Origin of the sequence: Acinetobacter sp. OYA S30, from assembly GCF_033599315.1 — a bacterium.
GTDB lineage: Bacteria > Pseudomonadota > Gammaproteobacteria > Pseudomonadales > Moraxellaceae > Acinetobacter > Acinetobacter baumannii.
On sequence record NZ_JAWVAV010000056.1, the window covers coordinates 1 to 14,296 of the forward strand.

13 protein-coding genes are annotated in these 14,296 nt (G+C 39.4%); 6 read left to right on the forward strand and 7 right to left on the reverse strand.

Annotation, left to right across the window (positions count from 1 at the left end):
• Positions 1–1,263 (reverse strand): DNA polymerase III subunit gamma/tau (dnaX, locus tag R5R67_RS17600; RefSeq protein WP_318755047.1); only part of this gene is annotated, 1,263 nt, incomplete at its 3' end.
• Between the two features lie 173 nt (positions 1,264–1,436).
• A complete protein-coding gene (gene amvA / locus R5R67_RS17605) occupies positions 1,437–2,915 on the reverse strand; it encodes a multidrug efflux MFS transporter AmvA (protein ID WP_001170311.1) in 1,479 nt (492 codons plus the stop codon).
• Between the two features lie 124 nt (positions 2,916–3,039).
• Between amvA and R5R67_RS17610 the strand changes: the two genes are divergently transcribed.
• On the forward strand, positions 3,040–3,618 hold the full coding sequence (locus R5R67_RS17610; protein ID WP_000323808.1) for a TetR family transcriptional regulator: 579 nt from the start codon (positions 3,040–3,042) through the stop codon (positions 3,616–3,618).
• A 47-nt stretch (positions 3,619–3,665) separates the two neighbouring features.
• On the opposite strand, the gene R5R67_RS17615 is transcribed toward R5R67_RS17610, so the two are convergent.
• The 3 genes from R5R67_RS17615 to R5R67_RS17625 all read right to left on the reverse strand — a co-directional run bounded on the left by R5R67_RS17615 (position 3,666) and on the right by R5R67_RS17625 (position 7,317).
• A complete protein-coding gene (locus R5R67_RS17615; RefSeq protein ID WP_318755048.1) occupies positions 3,666–4,925 on the reverse strand; it encodes a serine hydrolase domain-containing protein in 1,260 nt (419 codons plus the stop codon).
• Between the two features lie 71 nt (positions 4,926–4,996).
• Positions 4,997–5,851, reverse strand: a complete 855-nt coding sequence (locus R5R67_RS17620) for a MaoC family dehydratase (protein WP_001097355.1) — start codon at positions 5,849–5,851, stop codon at positions 4,997–4,999.
• A 74-nt stretch (positions 5,852–5,925) separates the two neighbouring features.
• Complete coding sequence (locus tag R5R67_RS17625) at positions 5,926–7,317, reverse strand: 3-oxoacyl-ACP reductase (protein WP_000132115.1); 1,392 nt, start codon at positions 7,315–7,317, stop codon at positions 5,926–5,928.
• Positions 7,318–7,552: 235 nt separating this feature from the next.
• Between R5R67_RS17625 and R5R67_RS17630 the strand changes: the two genes are divergently transcribed.
• Positions 7,553–9,121, forward strand: coding sequence for an acetyl-CoA C-acetyltransferase (locus R5R67_RS17630; RefSeq protein ID WP_000047945.1), 1,569 nt, complete (start codon positions 7,553–7,555; stop codon positions 9,119–9,121).
• A 66-nt stretch (positions 9,122–9,187) separates the two neighbouring features.
• Here the strand turns inward: R5R67_RS17630 and aceI are convergent, their stop codons facing one another.
• Positions 9,188–9,622, reverse strand: coding sequence for a chlorhexidine efflux PACE transporter AceI (gene aceI / locus R5R67_RS17635; protein WP_002010078.1), 435 nt, complete (start codon positions 9,620–9,622; stop codon positions 9,188–9,190).
• A gap of 90 nt (positions 9,623–9,712) precedes the next feature.
• On the opposite strand from aceI, the gene R5R67_RS17640 reads away from it, so the two are divergent.
• From R5R67_RS17640 to leuE, 3 genes are all read left to right on the forward strand, one after another.
• Positions 9,713–10,606: a LysR family transcriptional regulator gene (locus R5R67_RS17640; protein WP_001024731.1), complete on the forward strand. Its 894-nt coding sequence runs from the start codon at positions 9,713–9,715 to the stop codon at positions 10,604–10,606.
• Positions 10,607–10,736: 130 nt separating this feature from the next.
• A complete protein-coding gene (gene tal, locus R5R67_RS17645; RefSeq protein WP_000149851.1) occupies positions 10,737–11,726 on the forward strand; it encodes a transaldolase in 990 nt (329 codons plus the stop codon).
• A gap of 72 nt (positions 11,727–11,798) precedes the next feature.
• Positions 11,799–12,449, forward strand: coding sequence for a leucine efflux protein LeuE (leuE, locus tag R5R67_RS17650; RefSeq protein WP_000467074.1), 651 nt, complete (start codon positions 11,799–11,801; stop codon positions 12,447–12,449).
• Between the two features lie 36 nt (positions 12,450–12,485).
• Here the strand turns inward: leuE and R5R67_RS17655 are convergent, their stop codons facing one another.
• Entirely contained in the window at positions 12,486–12,959 is a 474-nt protein-coding gene (locus R5R67_RS17655; RefSeq protein WP_000344223.1) for an Lrp/AsnC family transcriptional regulator, read from the reverse strand.
• Between the two features lie 186 nt (positions 12,960–13,145).
• Here R5R67_RS17655 and R5R67_RS17660 point away from each other — a divergent pair.
• On the forward strand, positions 13,146–14,296 hold a 1,151-nt coding region (locus tag R5R67_RS17660), incomplete at its 3' end, for a benzoate/H(+) symporter BenE family transporter (protein ID WP_318755049.1).

Genomic DNA, 14,296 nt, shown 5'->3' on the forward strand with positions numbered 1-14,296 from the left:
TTCAGGTTCAGGTTCAGGTTCAGGTTCAGGTTCAACCATAGCGGGTTGGCTAATAACTTCAACAGGCTGAACAGCACTTACAGGAGTAATCTCTTGGGCTGTTTGAGTTTGTGAATTTAGGCCTACTTCTGCTTGCCCATTTTGTTGAACAGGCTCTGAAACTAAAATTTCATTTGGTGCTAAAGGACGGAATGCCAATAATCGTAAAACGCACATTTCAAAACCTTGCTCTTGCGTTACGGCAAGCTGCAAGTCTGACCGGCCTTTACATGCGATTTGGTAGTAAAGCTGCAAATCTTGAGCAGAAATCAGTTTAGAAAGCTGAAGAATTTTAGCATTAATTTCTTCACTGTACTTTAAGCCGAGCTCTGGTAAATATTGTAATAAAGCCAACTCATGCAATGTTGAAATGAGCTGATCCAGTACTAACGAGACATCTAAGGCTTGATATCTAAATTGGAGTAATAACTGGCTCACTTTTTCACGTTGGTTTTGATGAACCGCTAAAATCAAATCATATATGATCGTACGGTCAATCAGGCCAAGCATTTCTTTAACATCTTGATGATGTACAGCACCTTGCCCATAAGCAATGGCTTGGTCAGTTAAAGATAATGCATCACGTAATGAACCTTGTGCAGATTCAGCAATTTGCCAAATTGCATCTTGGTCAGCAGTAATCTGTTCTTTCTCAAGAATAGCACCGAGGTGCTTGGTAATTTCATCGACAGCTAAAGGTCGTAGAGTAAATTGCAAACACCGAGAAATAACCGTAATCGGTAGCTTTTGTGGGTCTGTCGTAGCAAACAAAAACTTAACATGTTCTGGTGGTTCTTCTAGTGTTTTTAATAACGCATTAAAAGAATGCGTAGAGAGCATATGTACTTCGTCAATCAAGTAAACTTTAAAACGACCTTGCGTTGGTGCATAAGGAACGTTGTCTAAAAGTTCACGCGTATCTTCTACTTTTGTTCTTGAAGCAGCATCGATTTCGATTAGGTCAATAAAGCGGCCTTCATTTACCGCCTTACAAGTGGCACAAACTTCACATGGCGTAGAAGTTACACCTGTTTCACAGTTCAAACACTTGGCTAAAATACGTGCAATTGTAGTTTTACCTACACCACGCGTTCCTGTAAATAAATAAGCATGGTGAAGACGACCGCGTTCCAATGCACTACTTAATGCACGAGAAACATGGTTTTGTCCCACTAACTCATTGAAATTACGTGGACGGTATTTTCTAGCAAGTACTTGATACATGTATGCTCCTTGTTACAGGCATAAGCATACTTTGTTTTTAAAAGAGTGTGAACGTATAAAGCTCATATCCGTACAGATAAACTGCGAACTACTTCATTTGTCTGGACTATCAGTGAATTTTAAAGTTTCGAAGAAAAAGTTTTCTACCGAAACTTTAAATACTGTGAAAAATATTAATTTACTTTCTTCGGAAAACTAAACCAGACAAATATAGTTAAAAGGAAGAAACAGATCGCTGAGAGGGTAAGCACCCAACTATGTGCATAGCTAAAAGCTTGCTGCGCCACTACAATTAATTGCCCTCCTAAAGGATTTTCAAGATTAGAGGCTAATTGCATGGTTTCTCCAATCGAGATACTCGCTTTTTCAATTAAGTCTGACGGAAGCTCGGCTGGCAAAATAATTGAGCGGCTATAAAACCAAGACAACATTAAACCAAAAATAGCAACACCTAAGCCAGCGCCAAGCTCATAGGCCATTCCCTCAATAGCACCTGCTGCACTCGCCTTTTGAGGGGGCACAGATGACATAATGGCAGCAGTTGAGGCAAGTAAGGCAATCTCAATGCTAAAGCCCAAAAAGACCATACATGTCCATGCTAAAAAGTGGTCGGTTGAAAAATTAAGCTGAGCAAGCCCCCATAAACTGAGCGCGCTCACTAAAATACCTAGGCTCGATACTCTACGTAAACCCCATTTATTTAAACAAATACCTGCTAATGGACCACCTAAACTAATTGCAATCATAAATGGAATAATAAACATCGCCGCCTGTAATGGAGAAAACCCGTGTACAAACTGCAACTCTTGAGACAGTAATAATTCAAAGCCAACCAAAGCAATCATGGAAACAACAGCCATAACAATACTTGTAGAAATTACTGGATGTTTAAATAACTCCAGATCAATCATTGGTGTCGTACTTCTTTTTTGGCTTCGAATGAAGTGAATTAATGTGCTTATACCCACCACAAACATCACAACCGTGAGCACCGAAAAGTTATACATAGCCGATTTAATTGAATAGATGAGGCTTAAAATTGCTACAACCAAAACTAAAGCTTGCCCTAAGTTAATTGGCTGATCAGTTTTCTCTTGTTGTTTAGGAATGATCATCACGATCATAACTAGAACGGCTAAAATAATCGGGATATTAATGAGGAATACAGCTCCCCAGTGGAAATGCTCTAATACAAAACCACCGACTAATGGACCAAAAGCTGCTCCACCTCCACCTACTGTAGACCAAAGACCAAGTGCAAAATTTCTCTGCTTTTCTTCGGTAAAAGCATTACGGATACCGGATAAAGTGGCAGGAATAAGCATAGCTGCCCCTAGGCCTAAAACAGCACGAGAAGCAATTAAGGCATAGGCAGTTGGAGAAAAAGCCGCAGCTAACGAACCCACACCAAAAACTGCGGTTCCAATAAATAATAATTTTTTAAAGCCGATACGATCACCGAGTGCACCCATCGGTAAAATCAAACCCGCCATAATCAGCGAATAAATATCAATAATCCATAAAAGCTGATTGGCAGTTAAATTTAATGCTGCACTTAAAGACGGTGTTGCAACATGCATCACCGTTGCATCAATCGTAACAGGTAAATAAATGAGGACGATAATTGTGAGGATTAACCATTTTTTTTGCATAACGCTCTTCGATATCCAAAACTTGGACATGTGTTCAAATTGCGGTTATTATATACACAATTGGACACTTGTCCAACTTTAAATTTTAATGTAGTTTGTGTCGAATTCAGTCAGGTAAAAAAACATGGCCTATCTTAATCGCGATCAACGCAGAGAAATGATTCTGCAAGCTGCCATGCAAATTGCTTTGGCTGAAGGTTTTACAGCCATGACGGTACGTAGAATCGCAACAGAAGCACAAACCTCTACCGGACAAGTCCATCATCATTTTTCTTCGGCATCTCATTTAAAAGCTGAAGCTTTTTTAAAGCTGATGGAACAGCTTGATGAAATTGAACAAACTCTCCAAACAACTAGCCAATTTCAAAGACTCTTCATCTTATTAGGTGCAGAAAATATAGACAGGCTTCAGCCCTACTTACGTTTATGGAATGAAGCTGAACTCTTAATTGAACAAGATATTGAAATACAAAAAGCGTATAACCTCGCCATGCAAAGTTGGCATCAAGCTATTGTGCAATCGATCGAATGCGGTCAAAAAGAAGGTGAATTTAAAAATAGGTCTAATTCCACAGATATTGCGTGGCGACTCATTGCCTTTGTGTGTGGATTAGAAGGGATTTATAAACTTGGTTTACAAGGTTTAGTTGAAGAAGATTTTAAGCGTCATACCGAAGCAATTATTCGCCTAGAATTATTATAAATGTTGAGTTGGCATTGCTTAAAAATACCAGCTTTAAAATACTAAAATTAGAACCAGCCTTTACGGCCTTTTAAAATTTGGTCTGTGCAACGTAAAGCTTCTTGGGTCAGCCCCCACAAACGATAATCGCCTGTGATTGAACCAATCTGGAAGTTATGAGTATAAGCAAAGCTGAGGTCACGCTCAGGATCACACCACGCTCCTGAACCATTGTAACCAATATGTCCAAAGCCATTTTTTGCACGTTTACCCATAGTAATAATGCGGTGATATCCTAAGCGCCAATTCATCGGTATTGGCATGACACGATCACGTGCATAACTTTGAATAGTACTAAGTTCTTTAAATATTTCTGGGCAAATAATTTGATGTCCATCCCATTCACCTTGATTTGCCAGCATCGCATAAATTTTAGCAAGACTATTTGCAGTAAAAGTGCCGTTTGCCGCTGGAATAACTGCTTGCAGTCCCTCATCACTAAAGAAACTAAAATTTTTCATTCCTTTTGGAATCATCGCATCCTGAAAGTCTTGCGGGTCTTGACCCGTCCATGTAATCACTTTTTCAGAGAGTGAACTCTTACGCATCTGTGGCTTTTTAGGTTTTTCAACTTGAGTAGATGCTGGTTTTTCTGGTTTTGGTTGAATAATTAAACGTGCTACACGATCCAACTCATTTGCAGGCGTTCCAAAATAGGCACCATCTAGCTGTAATGGCTCAACAAGATATTTTTGCATGAGCTGATCTAGAGATTGACCAGTTGCTTTTTCAAGTACGCCACCGACAAGCCAACCGAATGTTAAAGCTTGATAAGCATTGCCCTCTCCTGCAAGAAATCTTGGCTTAGTCGCTGCGACCACATCTAACATATGTGACCAGTCGAGCATTTCTCTCGCACTTTCGATGATATTTCGAACATCAAACATGCCGCTTTGATGGCTTAGCACATGACGCAAAGTCATTTGCTCTTTTCCATTTTGAGCAAACTCAGGCCAATAGGTCGCAATCGGTTTGTCGTATTCTAAAAACCCTTCACTTACCAAAATATGCGCTAAAGTTGCAAGTACACCTTTACCCGTAGAGTAGCAAACTGCCAATGTGTCAGGTTGCCAAGCTTCAGTTTGTGATTTTAGACCGGTGTAGATATCTACAAATTTTTGGCCTCTAAAATAAACCGCTAAAGCAGCTCCACCTTGTCCGGTTCTAGCATCTTGAAGACGGCTAAACTGGTGAGCTAAATCAATAAAACGTTCATCTAAAATACCGTGATAGTTATGGGTATCGGCCAGTAAAATTTCTTTAATCACATGAAGTTCCTTGCATTTTTTGTTATTTTGCTCAAAAGCAGCCCAAACCTCTGTTCAGGCTGCTGATATTTTTATAACGCTTTTACAGTTCCTGCAACATGCGGTTTTTGTGATTTGGCATTACGAATCAAGAAATCTGTCTTTTTATCTGCATTTGCCGTTAAAAACTCAACTTTTGATGGCAAGAACATTGGCAGCTTAAACCACACATCTGCTTCATAAGCATTTGGTAATTCAAGGTTCGCTAGTGCTTTCGCTTTACTCCACATACCATGCGCAATTGCTTGCTTAAAGCCAAAAGCTTTTGCTGTAATGGCATGAATATGAATTAAGTTAAAATCACCAGACACTTTCGCGTAACGGCGACCAGTGTTTTCTAAAATATTCCACTCTGCCTTTGGCACATAAGCTGGTACTTGTTCTTCTTTGGCTTTCTCACCCACTCTTTTCTCGACTTTTTGGCGAGATAAATAAGTCGTTAAGCCTTCCATCACCACTTCGTTGCCAACTTTTGCTGTGGTAATAAAGTCAAACTGAACACCTTTATCATGTGGTTTTAGTTCCCCAAATTTACATGACAGAGTGAGTTTTTCAGTTACGCCAATCGGTCTGGTCTGTTTAATCTGGTTACGAATATGCACTAAACCTAAAATTGGAAATGGGAAGGCTTCTGCTGTCATCATGTGCATTTGCAAGCTTTGAGAAAGTACCGCTAGATAAATTGCCGGTACAAAGCCATTATTTTGAAAGCCACATACTTCGTTATAAGCCTTCAAATGGTTCTGATCAATTTCTAGGGTATCTACCACATATTCAACTTGCGGTAATATTTTTGGACCTTTCGGTTTTTTAAAAATTAAACCTTGCACTACTTTTGGATAAGCCAATGCCGCTTTTGGTAGTTGGCTAAAATGACGAGTATTCATACCTAACCTTTTATAATTTATAGATTCTTGAATAAAAAAGGGATGCACAAGCACCCCTCTTTAACTAAAAGTGCTTAAGCGCCCAACAAGCTTTGACCGCACACGCGTACAACGTTGCCATTTACACCTGTAGAAGCAGTTGATGCAAACCATGCAATTGTTTCTGCTACATCAACAGGTAAACCGCCTTGTTGCATTGAGTTCATACGGCGACCAGCTTCACGAATTGCAAATGGAATCGCAGCAGTCATTTGAGTCTCGATAAAGCCAGGTGCTACTGCGTTAATGGTAATACCATTTTTTAGAATAGGCGCAGTAAATTTCACTAGACCAATGACACCTGCTTTAGATGCAGCATAGTTGGTTTGACCAAGGTTACCAGCAATACCACTAATTGATGATACACAAACAATGCGGCCATTTGCATTTAGACCATCGTTTTCTAACAAGTAGTCATTTACGCGTTCAGCAGCAGACAAATTAATGTTAATGACCAAGTCCCAAAGCTCTGGCTTCATGTTTGCCAAAGTTTTGTCACGTGTAATACCAGCGTTATGAACGATAATATCTAAACCGCCTTGTTTTGCCGCAGCAGCTTTAATTTTTTCGCCCGCATCAGCAGCTGTAATGTCAATTGCCAATGTAGAACCGCCAATGTCAGCTGCTACACGGTCAAGATCAGCTTGTTGTTGCGGTACGTCTAAACAAATAACATGAGCACCGTCACGTGCCAACACGTGTGCAATTGCCTCACCAATACCACGGCTTGCACCAGTTACTAACGCAGTTTTTCCAGCAAGCGGTTTTGCCCAATCAACATCAACCACATCTGCTTTAGAAACACGAATCACTTGACCCGATACATAAGCTGAACGTGGTGAAAGCAAGAAACGTAATGTTGATTCAAGGTTTGCAGCAGCACCTTCGTCTACATACACAACTTGAGCAGTAATACCCTTTTTAAATTCTTTACCTACAGATTTGATAAAACCTTCAAGTGCACGCTGAGCAATCGCCTGTTTCACAGTTTTTGCAGTTTCAGGCGTTGTACCAATAACAATCACTCGACCAGAAGTCGCAACTTGACGTGCAATCGGGTTAAAGAATTTATAAAGTTCGTTTAACTGTTCTGAGTTTTGAATACCAGATGCATCAAATACAACTGCTTTGAATTTTGATTCTTTATCGCCTGCATTGAATGGACGTAAATTTAAACCAACTTTTGCAGCTTCTTGTTGTAATGCAACATTATTGCCTACATAGCTATCTGCATGAATATTGCTAAGTACTTGTGCAATCGCACCAGACAAAACGCTTGATGGCGCCGCGCCAACCAATACTGCACCTTTCACTACTGGCTGAGCACTTTCAAAACGCTCTAATACAACAGGCGAAGGTAAACCCAGATTTTTAACAACGAATTTACCAATAGGAGATTGCGTAAATGCTTGGTATTGATCAGTCATGATTATTATCTCTCAAAGAAATGAATTTTCTACGACAGGCTTCATTATGTTATGAGATGGATAGAAACAATATGAAAGCAGTCGTTCATTAGAGTTACTCCAAATCATACTTGAGTTCATCTTTGGATGTCTTGACCTGAATGCTATGTACAATGTCATTCTAGTCAATACAGGTCTATTTGAATTGTGTTAAGGTAGCTAACAAGAATATCGTTATTATGCTTGGAAAAGCCTTATGAGCAAAACAACTCAAGAAAATCCAGCAGTCGAGAATTCTGCTCAGGAAAAAGTGTCAAATACATCAAAGTCGGCTTCTAACACGACTAAGCGTAACAGCACTACTCCTAAAGCAGCAACTAATACACCAAAAACGACACGTACTCGTTCAACGACTGCACCTGCACGTAGCCCTCGTAGTAAGAGCGCTGCTTCAGCAACCCCGTCTACATCTTCAAATGTAGCTGCAGCACCAAAAGCAACAAAAACCAAAACTTCTGTTCAACAGGATAAAACCATGAGTCAAAACACTGTTCGCCGCGTTGCAATCCTTGGTGGCAACCGTATTCCATTTGCACGTTCAAATACTGCTTATTTTAAAGCGTCTAATTCTGACATGCTGACAGCAGCATTGAATGGTTTGGTTGAGCGCTTTAACTTACAAGGTAAACGTATTGGCGAAGTTGTTGCGGGCGCTGTTTTAAAACATAGCCGTGACTTCAACATGACTCGTGAAGTTGTATTGAGCACAGATCTTGCTCCTGAAACTCCTGCTTACGACATCCAAATTGCATGTGGTACAGGTTTACAAGCAGCATTTGTTGTTGCTAACAAAATTGCGCTTGGTCAAATCGACGTAGGTATTGCAGGTGGCGTAGATACAACTTCTGACGCACCGATTGCTGTAGGTGATGGTTTACGTAAAGTTTTACTTGAGCTTAATGTTGCTAAAACAGGTAAAGACCGTCTTAAAGCTCTCACAAAGATTGATTTTAAAAAGCTTCTTGATGCACCAAGCAATGGTGAACCACGTACTGGCCTTTCAATGGGTGAGCACCAAGCAATCACTGCATTAGAATGGGGTATCACTCGTGAAGCACAAGACGAGCTAGCTGCAAGCAGTCATCAAAAACTTGCTGCTGCTTATGAGCGTGGTTTCTTTGATGACTTAATGACTCCATTCTTAGGTCTTAACCGTGACAACAACTTACGTCCTGACAGTACAGTTGAAAAACTTGCTAAGTTAAAACCAGTTTTCGGTAAAGGCGAAACTGCAACAATGACAGCGGGTAACTCAACTCCGTTGACTGATGGTGCTTCTGTGGTATTGCTTGCTTCTGAAGAATGGGCAAAAGAAAACGGACATGAAGTTTTAGCTTATCTTTCTTTCTCTGAAACAGCAGCTGTTGACTTCATTGGCAAGAACGGTCCTAAAGAAGGCTTATTGATGGCTCCTGCTTATGCAGTACCTCGTATGCTTAAGCGTGCTAACCTTAAGCTTCAAGACTTCGATTTCTACGAAATCCATGAAGCATTTGCATCTCAAGTACTCTCTACCTTAAAAGCTTGGGAAGATGAAAAATTCTGTAAAGAACGTCTTGGCTTAGATGCACCATTGGGTTCAATTGACCGCTCTAAACTGAACGTAAATGGTTCATCTTTAGGTGCAGGTCACCCATTTGCTGCAACTGGGGGTCGTATCTTGGCTACTGCAGCTAAATTAATTAATGAAAAAGGTTCAGGCCGCGCATTAATCTCGATCTGTACAGCAGGCGGTGAAGGTGTGGTTGCGATTGTAGAAAAATAATTTTTATTTATCGACTAAAAAAATAAGCACCCATCTGGGTGCTTATTTCATTTCAATCTATGTGAATTAATGAAGTGATGCTGCTTTAGCATTTGGGAAAAACTTATCTTCAATATGGTCATAGCACCACTGGAAAATAAAGGTATAAACCAAAATACATAAGGTCAAACCTATATCTAAAATAAATGCATCAATCACTGTCATCTGCATCATATATGCAATCATTGGAACAGTCGCAATCAGCAAACCACCCTCAAAACCAATCGCATGTAAAATCCGCACAGGGATCGTTCTTTCCCAATTAAATTTATGCTCTACTTTTTCGAAATAGTGGTTAAAAATCATATTCCAGAAAACTGAAACCACTGCCATAAACACACCAAGTGTTCCGGTCACTTCCATCGGCATGTCAAAAATAAAACTTAATGCAATCGCAATGATGACCAACAAAATTCCTTCATAACTGATTGCATGAATGAGTCTTCTCTTGGAAATCAACATTTTTAAATACTCAATAATAACTTGGATAATGTGCATTTTATTTTTATAATTTTGATTAATCCAATCAGGTTCTTTCAATTTTTTTGACAGATGAATATTAATCAAGAACAACTTCTCATGTTCCAAGCCGTTATGGAAACAGGTTCATTTTCAGCAGCAGCAAGGAAATTCGGTAAAGTCCCCTCTGCTGTGAGTATGTCGATTGCTAATTTAGAAATTGATCTGAACCTGACTTTATTTGAACGTAAAGGCCGCGAACCTATTCCTACAGCCGAAGCACGAGTGCTATATGAAAAAACGGCGCAACTATTGATTGAAATGAATCAATGGAAACAGCACGCACATGCATTAAGTACTGGGCTGGAACCTAATCTTACTATTGTTGTGGTATCTGAACTGCTACATACCAATTGGACCGACTATGTTTGCCTGCTAGAAAGTCGCTTTCCCGATCTACAAATTAATATTGTGTCTGCCCCTCAAAAAGATGCGCTTCAAATGTTGTTAGATGGATCTGCCCAACTGGCCCTTATGTTTGAACGTGAGCATTTAGACAATAGAGAACAGTTTGTTGAACTCAAACGTGAAGCCTTAATTCCTGTTATTTCAAAAACCCATCCGCTCGCAAGCCAAGAGCATGTTTCATATGAGCAGATTTTAGGTACAAGACAAATTGTGGTGGCAAGTCGAGATGAAACATTAAAACCCGAATTATTATTTTCAAAACATTACTGGCGTACAGACAACCACCACTCTGCTTGCTTAATGATTTTACGTAATTTAGGTTGGGGCGTACTTCCGCAAGAGATGTTTAAAGAAAATCCTGAGTTAAACAATAAGCTTAAAGCATTAGATGTATTTGATTTTACGCCTCGATTTGAATATTACGTTGATTTGGTCTGGAGCCGCGAAAGTGAACTCGGTGCTGCTGCACGGTTTTTGATTGACTATATTCGTAATAAGCGAATGCAACCGGCTCCGTAAAATTATTTCAATTTAGATGCAGAACCTAAACGTTTTTCTTTGAAACATAACAATTGATATATCGACAGTATGGATAGAGTTTGTGCTATAAAGAAAACATAAGATTTTTTATTGAAGATGTTGAATATCAATGACTCATACAGCACTTGACCAATTAAAAACATTAACGACCGTTGTTGCTGACAGTAGCGACCTTGAAGCAATTCGTAAATTTCGTCCCTTAGATGCTACAACGAATCCTTCGTTAATTACCGCTGCGGCAGAACAACCAGAAAGTAAAGAGCTCATTGAAGATGCTTATTATCAAGCCAAAGAAGAAGGCTATAAAAATGATGAACTGATTGAAAGAACCATTGATATTTTAACCGTAAAATTTGGTGTAGAAATTTTAAAACTTATTGAAGGCCGTGTTTCTACAGAAGTCGATGCTGCACTTTCATATGACACCGAAGCGACCATTCAAAAAGCGCATGAATTATGTGAACTTTATAAAGGTTATGGGATTGATCAGTCACGTATTCTTATTAAAATTGCATCGACTTGGGAAGGTATTCAAGCGGCTAAAGTGCTTGAAGCTGAAGGTATTGCTTGTAACCTCACTCTCCTTTTCGGTTTACATCAAGCCCAAGCGTGTGCAGATGCCAAAGTTACTTTAATCTCACCTTTTGTAGGCCGTATTTTAGACTGGTACAAAAAAGCTGAAGGTGTAGATTCTTACCCAATCGAGAAAGATCCAGGTGTGGTTTCAGTTAAGAAAATCTACACTTACTACAAGCAGCAAAATATTCCAACTCAAGTCATGGGAGCGAGCTTCCGTAGCATCGACCAAGTGCTAGGCCTTGCAGGATGTGATTTGCTTACGATCTCTCCAAGCTTACTAACGCAGCTTGAGCAAGATACGCGTACAGTCGATGCAGCACTTGATGCAAACAAAGCAAAACAGGCAGAAGCGATTGTTAGACCAGCTCAAGATGAGCAAAGTTTTAAAGATGAACTTAACCATGACTTAATGGCATTCCAACTTTTACAAGGTGGTGTTGATGGCTTTATTAAAGCGCGAGATCAATTAAGTCTTTTATTACGTCAATCTTTTGGAATTGATGCAGAAATTAAATCTTAAAAACTGCACTTTTCATACAAAATTACCGATTTTTGTTATCATGACAAAAATCGGTTTTTTATTGGGTTTCTCGTGTTCGGCATAACAGACTTAACAACATATATTATTGGTACATTCCTAATTGTGTTATTGCCAGGGCCCAATTCTCTTTATGTGATGTCGATTGCTTCACGCTATGGTATTAAAACCGGATATATGGGGGCACTTGGTATTTTTACAGGTGACTTAATTTTAATGCTCTGTACCGTACTTGGTGCGGCTTCTTTACTAAAAGCATTCCCTTGGGTTTTTATTGTACTTAAACTCGTCGGCGCACTTTACTTGTCTTATTTAGGTTTTAAGCTTTTACAAGGCAGCATTCAGCGCTGGAAATTACGTAATCAACCCCAAGCAGAAATGGCTGATTTACCTGCTTTAGATAAAGTTCACCCTTATAAAACAGCCTTAAGTATTAGTTTACTCAACCCTAAAGCGATTTTATTTTTCCTGTCTTTCTTTGTGCAGTTTGTTGAACCGGATTATGCCTATCCAGCTTTAAGCTTTTTAATTTTAGCGGTGATTTTACAAATTATTAGCTTTAGTTATTTAACTGCGCTTATTTTCTCTGGAATTAAACTTTCAACTTTTTTCAAACAAAACCATAAAATTGCAGCAAGCGGAATTTTCTTAGTGGGCATTTTATTTTTCGGATTTGGCTTAAAGCTGGCAACTTCAACAATGTAAGCTGCCGAGTCAAGAAAGTCTGAATCTATTAGGTTGTTAAAATGCCAGCATGCCATCTGTTTTAACTTCATTGAGCACAAAAAATGTTCTTACCTGTCTTACCCCAGGTAAGGCAATAATTTTTTCACTATGAAAACGGTTAAAAGCAGCCAAATCTTTAACACGAATTTTTAGAAAGTAATCGACTTCTCCGGCAACCAAGTAACATTCTAGAACATTCTCCAAATCACCTGCTGCTTGTTCAAATGCCTGAAAGCTATCAGGTGTCGAGCGATCCAGCACTACTCCGACCAAAACAATGGTCTCACGTTGCACCATACCCGGATTAATTCGAGCACGTACATCCAAGATGGCCCCAATCTTAAAAAGACGCTGAGTATGGTTCCAACATGACGAAGTACTAATGCCAACAAGTTTTGCCAGTTCAGCATTACTTAAACGTCCATTCTCTTGTAAACAGCGCATAATTTTCAATTCAAGAGGTGTTAAATTTTCAGCCTGCTCATCCATAAAACAATATCCCAAATTCCCCGTTTGTTATGAAATAAATAATACCATTAATGGCTATTTAAAAAATATTCTTTCATTTTAAAGCCCAAAATAGAAAGCACCTTCTTAAAAAAAATTGTTAGATTTACCTAGCTGAAAACATAGGCAGAAACATATTAATTTTTCAGGGACTTAGAACATTTAGCTATGCAAAAGATTCTTCAAGATTTCTCAATACCAGCCGTATTTGCTGGTTTTATTACCTTTCTTATTGGTATTAGTGTTTCGGCTATTTTAGTGATTCAGGCTGCTCAAGCTTTAGGTGCGTCATCTGAACAAATCACCTCATGGTTTTGGGCTTTAGGTTTAGGTATTGGTTTATCAGGACTCATCCTTTCTTGGAAATTTAAATATCCCGTAGCAACAGCTTGGTCAACAGCGGGCCTCGCTTTAATTATGGCAACAGGTTGTGGCTATAGTTTAAATGAAGCAATTGGCGCTTTTTTAGTAGGTGGTTTACTTACTGCGATTTTAGGCTTTTCAGGTATATTCCAAAAAGCGCTTTCCTATATACCACAAAGCTTAACCAGTGCCATGCTTGCCGGGGTTTTGCTTAAGTTTGGGATTTCACTTTTCGCGAGCTTGCAAAATGATTGGACATTTGTTTTATCTTTACTCGCCATTTATGTCATTACAAAAAGATTATGGCCGCGTTACAGCATCGTATTTACCGCACTGGCTGGTATTGGCCTCTGCCCTGTTTTTTTAGACTTTCATATGCCTACTCTTGAGTGGTCCTTGGCTAAACCCGTTTGGATTAGTCCTGAATTTAGCTGGTCAGCACTTTTAGGCTTAGCATTACCACTTTTTGTGATTAGCATGGCGTCGCAATATTTACCCGGTATAGCCATGATAAAGAGTTATGGCTATAAACCGCATGTTAATCAACTGATTGGCTGGACAGGTTTAACCCAAGTTGTGCTCGCGCCTTTTGGATGTTACAGCGTTAATATTGCTGCGATAAGTGCTGCCGTAAGCTTAGACGACCAAGTTCATCCTGACCCAAGCAAACGTTATATTGCGGGTATAAGCTGTGGCTTTTTTTATGTGTTGATGGGGCTATTTGCTGCAACCCTCACAAGCTTACTGATGTCTTTTCCTCATATTTTTATTGTAGCGTTAGCAGGCATTGCCTTACTTGGTACCATTAGCCATAACATTGCACTAGCGTTTGGTCCAGTTGAAGACCGCGAAGCGGCATTATTTACCTTTTTATGTAGTGCGTCAGGTATCCAATTTTTCGGTGTTGGTTCAGCTTTCTGGGGACTGGTTGTCGGTATTGTTGTATTTATAGTCCT

Excerpts from the sequence above, each read along its gene's own strand:
- amvA (WP_001170311.1), bottom strand. The coding sequence starts at position 2,915 with ATGCAAAAAAAATGGTTAATCCTCACAATTATCGTCCTCATTTATTTA.
- R5R67_RS17630 (WP_000047945.1), top strand. The coding sequence starts at position 7,553 with ATGAGCAAAACAACTCAAGAAAATCCAGCAGTCGAGAATTCTGCTCAG.
- tal (WP_000149851.1), top strand. The coding sequence starts at position 10,737 with ATGACTCATACAGCACTTGACCAATTAAAAACATTAACGACCGTTGTT.
- aceI (WP_002010078.1), bottom strand. The coding sequence starts at position 9,622 with ATGTTGATTTCCAAGAGAAGACTCATTCATGCAATCAGTTATGAAGGA.
- R5R67_RS17610 (WP_000323808.1), top strand. The coding sequence starts at position 3,040 with ATGGCCTATCTTAATCGCGATCAACGCAGAGAAATGATTCTGCAAGCT.
- R5R67_RS17655 (WP_000344223.1), bottom strand. The coding sequence starts at position 12,959 with ATGGATGAGCAGGCTGAAAATTTAACACCTCTTGAATTGAAAATTATG.
- R5R67_RS17625 (WP_000132115.1), bottom strand. The coding sequence starts at position 7,317 with ATGACTGATCAATACCAAGCATTTACGCAATCTCCTATTGGTAAATTC.
- R5R67_RS17620 (WP_001097355.1), bottom strand. The coding sequence starts at position 5,851 with ATGAATACTCGTCATTTTAGCCAACTACCAAAAGCGGCATTGGCTTAT.
- R5R67_RS17640 (WP_001024731.1), top strand. The coding sequence starts at position 9,713 with ATGAATATTAATCAAGAACAACTTCTCATGTTCCAAGCCGTTATGGAA.